This is a genomic window from Bacillus haikouensis, from assembly GCF_013179555.1.
In the GTDB taxonomy this organism is placed as follows: domain Bacteria; phylum Bacillota; class Bacilli; order Bacillales; family Bacillaceae_B; genus Rossellomorea; species Rossellomorea haikouensis_A.
Window position 1 is genome coordinate 1 of the sequence record NZ_JABMCR010000304.1, and the last position, 4,558, is coordinate 4,558.

Consider the following 4,558-nt stretch of genomic DNA (forward strand, 5'->3'; position numbering starts at 1 on the left):
GAAAATGGTAAAGTAAAATGGTTTAACGCAGAAAAAGGTTTTGGATTCATCGAAGTAGAAGGTGGAGACGATGTATTCGTACACTTCTCAGCGATCCAAGGTGAAGGTTTCAAATCACTTGACGAAGGTCAAGAAGTTTCTTTCGACATCGAACAAGGTGCTCGTGGACCACAAGCAGCTAACGTTGTTAAGAAATAATTGATACCAAACTTCCAAAACAGGCTCATCATTTGATGGGTCTGTTTTTTTGAGTTTAAATAACAGAACATTCATAAAATTACTTCTTTTTATTTCATTCCAAGATAAAATAAAGGTATACCCCATTAATGGAGGCTAGTAAATGAAAATTCATGATTGCTTGGCGATTATAACAGGTGGTTCCTCAGGATTAGGCGAAGCCACTGTCAGGAATCTGGTTGGAAAAGGGGCAAAGGCATTCATATTGGATATCGACGAAGAAAAGGGGATGAAGCTGAAAAGAGAATTAGGCGGCAGCGTCGGGTTTCATTTTACCGACGTGACTAGTGAAAAAGACGTAGAAGCGGCGTTGAAAAACGCTCTCGATTCTTTTGGATGCATCAATACGGTAGTCAACTGTGCCGGGATTGCCACCCCTTCAAAGGTGTCAGGGAGGAATGGGGTTCACTCTCTTCAGAAATTCTCAAAAGTGATTGAAATCAATTTGATCGGCACGTTTAATGTCATACGTTTAGCGGCTCAAAAAATGCAGAGAAATGAAGAAAATGAATTCGGTGAGAGAGGACTTATTATAAATACAGCTTCCGTAGCTGCATTCGACGGGCAAATCGGGCAGGCTGCCTATAGCGCTTCAAAGGCAGGGGTAGCTGGAATGACGCTTCCGATTGCAAGAGAATTTGCAAAAGATGGAATACGAGTGATGACGATTGCCCCTGGTTTATTTTATACACCTATGTTCGAATCGCTGCCGGAAGAGGCAAGGACTTCTCTAGGAAAGACAGTTCCCTTCCCAAATAGACTTGGATATCCTTCTGAATATGCACAACTTGTGGAAGCAATCACAGAAAATCCAATGTTGAATGGGGAGACAATCAGGTTGGATGGAGCCATTCGCATGCAGCCTGAATAAGTAAACTATTCAAAAATGAATGGATAGTCATTCATTTTTTTGAGCAGAACCTCACAAGAAAGGGGAGAGAAGTGTGACTCATCCATATTTAACAGAAGATCATGAAATCTTTCGTAGCTCAATACGTAAATTTCTGCAGAAAGAAGCATATCCTCATTATGAACAATGGGAAAGAGACAGGCTTGTGCCAAGGTCGTTTTGGAAGAAGATGGGCAGGCAGGGCTTTCTCTGTCCGGATGTAGATGAACAGTACGGTGGCAGCGGTGTGGATTGGGGATTCTCTGTCGTCATAAACGAGGAATTGGAACGTGTCGGCTCTGGGTTAATCGGCGTGGGACTCCATAATGATATCGTAGTACCTTATATCACTGAGTACGGCACAGATGAACAAAAAAGGCGTTGGCTTCCTTCTTGTACAAAAGGGGATATAATATCTGCTATTGCAATGACTGAGCCGGGAACAGGATCGGACTTGGCCGGGATCAAGACGACTGCCAAATTAAATGGTAATTATTACATTGTGAACGGACAAAAGACTTTTATCACGAACGGAATCCATAGTGATCTGGTTATTGTTGCATGCAAAACAGATACCAGTGCAAATCCAGCACACAAAGGAATCAGTCTGATAGCCATTGAAAGAGGGACAGAGGGTTTCACGAGGGGCAGGAAACTTGAAAAAGTCGGACTGCATTGTCAAGATACTGCTGAATTGATTTTTGAAGATTGTAAAGTACCAATACAAAATCTTATCGGTGATGAGGGGAAGGGATTTCAGTATCTCATGAAGAAACTCCAGCAGGAACGGCTGGTTGTAGCCATCGCGGCCCAGTTGTCCTCTGAGCATGTGTTCTCCATTACCTTGGATTATATAAAGAAACGGGAAGCCTTCGGAAAATCCATCAGTCAATTCCAGCATATTCAATTTAAGATGGCCGAAATGGCGACTGATATTGAAATGGGCAGAGCTTTTCTTGACGGATTGATTTCAGAGCACATACAAGGAAAAGATGTCGTGACTAAAGTATCGATGGCTAAATTCAAACTCACTGAAATGTCGAAAAAGATTGCGACAGAATGCATGCAGTTTCATGGAGGCTATGGGTACATGGAAGAGTATGAAATCGCCAGAAGATACCGGGATGTCCCCGTGGCTGGTATTTATGCAGGTACGAATGAAATCATGAAAGTGATCATTGCAAAGAACCTGGGACTTTAAAGGAGGATGTTATGAGAGAAGCAGTCATCGTTGAAGGGATAAGGTCTGCAATCGGAAGAAGAAACGGGGCATTAAAAAACATACGGCCGGATGATCTGGCTGCTGAAATACTGACAGCTTTAATGAAAAAAACAGGTGTGGACCCTGGATATGTGGATGATGTCATTCTCGGATGTGTAACGCAATCAGGGGAACAGGCAGGTGATATTGCCAGAGTAGCAGCACTGATTGCAGGGTTTCCTGTTGAAGTGCCGGGATCAACCATCGATCGTCAATGCGGATCGAGCCAGCAGGCTGTTCATTTTGCTGCACAAGCAATCCTCTCAGGAGATATGGACGTCGTCATCGCTGGTGGAGTGGAGAATATGTCGAGAGTGCCGATCGGTTCCAACTATGGGGGAGCGGTAATCAGTGAAAAACTAAAAGGACAGCATGAGATTATTCATCAGGGATTGTCAGCAGAACGGATTGCGGAAAAATTCGGGATCAGCAGGGGAGAACTGGATCAATTTGCATATGAAAGTCATCAAAAGGCATTAAATGCACAGAAAGATGGCCGGTTTCATGGAGAAATACATCCACTTGAATTACCGGTGAAGGAGGGTGGGACTTTTGTTTTTAACAAAGATGAAGGACCAAGACCGGGAACGACTGTGGAGATCCTTTCCAACCTGAAACCTGTATTTAGAGAAGATGGAATCATACATGCAGGCAATTCGAGTCAAATCAGTGACGGGGCAGCAGCATTGCTGCTAATGAGCCGTGAAAAAGCAGAGGAGCTTGGATTAAAAGCAAGATTTAAAGTTCATACAAGGGTGGTGACAGGTTCTGATCCGACGTTAATGTTAACGGGACCGATCCCGGCTACCAGAAAAGCGCTGGATAAATCAGGATTATCATTAAACGATATTGATGTATTCGAAGTGAATGAAGCATTTGCTCCGGTGGCGATTGCATGGTTAAGAGAGGTGAAAGCAGATCCGTCCAGGTTAAACCCGAATGGAGGTGCGATTGCACTGGGGCATCCTCTGGGGGCAAGTGGAGCACGTATTATGGTGACGATGATGAATGAGTTAGAAAGGGCAGGAGGACGTTACGGACTTCAGACAATGTGCGAAGGGCATGGAATGGCAAATGCTACCATCATAGAAAGACTGAATTTATAGTTCTTGAAGAAGGGATTTTTAAGAAGATTGAATACAATGCACAAGAAGTATAGTCACATAAGTAGGGCGGACGGGTACCAGGTCCGCCCTTCTATATGGAGACTTGGTTTTGATATCATTGAATGGGATATTATTCACAAGGAAAGAATGAATATTATCTATGGGCAGAAAGACTGTTTACAGAAATTATTACTTTAGAAAATCAAAAACAAATGAATATCCCCTTGAAAAAAAGTTTTTTTGTGAAAGTTCAGCATGAAAAATTATTTCGTATTATAATAAATACGGTGAAAAATGTTTTTTAAGCAAGGAAAGGAAGGATAGTATGTCTAAACAACAAATTGGCGTTGTCGGTGTCGGTGTGATGGGTAAAAGCCTTGCTCTGAATTTCGAGAGCAGAGGATACCCTGTCGCTATTTATGATGTCACTGAAGAAAAAGTAAATGAAATCCTAACAGAGCACAGTGATAAACAGCTTTTCGGAACAAGCAGGGTGGAAATATTTATAGAAGCCTTAGAAAAACCAAGAAAAATAATGATGATGGTACCTGCAGGTGAAATCACAGATAAAGCGATCGATTCCCTGCTGCCATACTTAGATAAAGGGGATATCCTGATTGATGGCGGTAACGCCTTCTTTGAAGACACAATCAGACGGAATAAAGCTTTGGAGGAAAAAGGGATCAATTTCATCGGCGCTGGAGTATCCGGGGGAGAAGAAGGAGCACTATACGGACCTGCCATCATGCCAAGTGGACAAAAAGAAGCATATGATCTGGTCGAACCTTTCCTGACAGCCATTTCAGCTAAGGTTAACGGTGATGCATGCAGTACATATATCGGACCGGATGGTTCCGGCCATTATGTGAAGATGGTCCATAATGGAATTGAATACAGCGATATGCAGCTGATCTGTGAAGCGTATTATTTAATGAAGAATGTACTGGGTTTAAATGCAGAAGAGCTGCATGGAATCTTCAAAGAGTGGAATGAAGGAGAGCTTGACAGCTATTTGATTGAGATTACTGCTGATATTTTCACGAAAGTCGATGAAGAAACGGGTAA

At 42.7% G+C, this 4,558-nt stretch carries 5 protein-coding genes; all 5 read left to right on the top strand.

The window, feature by feature from the left end; translation table 11 throughout:
* Nucleotides 1-198, top strand: a 198-nt coding sequence (locus tag HP456_RS20220; protein WP_216663365.1) for a cold-shock protein, incomplete at its 5' end; no start/stop codon positions are given.
* A gap of 142 nt (nucleotides 199-340) precedes the next feature.
* Entirely contained in the window at nucleotides 341-1,108 is a 768-nt protein-coding gene (locus tag HP456_RS20225) for a 3-hydroxyacyl-CoA dehydrogenase (RefSeq protein WP_172254447.1), read from the top strand.
* A gap of 73 nt (nucleotides 1,109-1,181) precedes the next feature.
* Entirely contained in the window at nucleotides 1,182-2,327 is a 1,146-nt protein-coding gene (locus HP456_RS20230) for an acyl-CoA dehydrogenase family protein (protein ID WP_172254448.1), read from the top strand.
* A gap of 11 nt (nucleotides 2,328-2,338) precedes the next feature.
* Entirely contained in the window at nucleotides 2,339-3,493 is a 1,155-nt protein-coding gene (locus HP456_RS20235) for a thiolase family protein (RefSeq protein ID WP_172254449.1), read from the top strand.
* Nucleotides 3,494-3,818: 325 nt separating this feature from the next.
* Nucleotides 3,819-4,558: NAD(P)-binding domain-containing protein (locus HP456_RS20240; RefSeq protein WP_246289300.1), on the top strand; the 740-nt coding region annotated here is incomplete at its 3' end.

Coding starts and splice junctions, on each gene's coding strand:
- HP456_RS20235 (WP_172254449.1), top strand. CDS start 2,339: ATGAGAGAAGCAGTCATCGTTGAAGGGATAAGGTCTGCAATCGGAAGA.
- HP456_RS20225 (WP_172254447.1), top strand. CDS start 341: ATGAAAATTCATGATTGCTTGGCGATTATAACAGGTGGTTCCTCAGGA.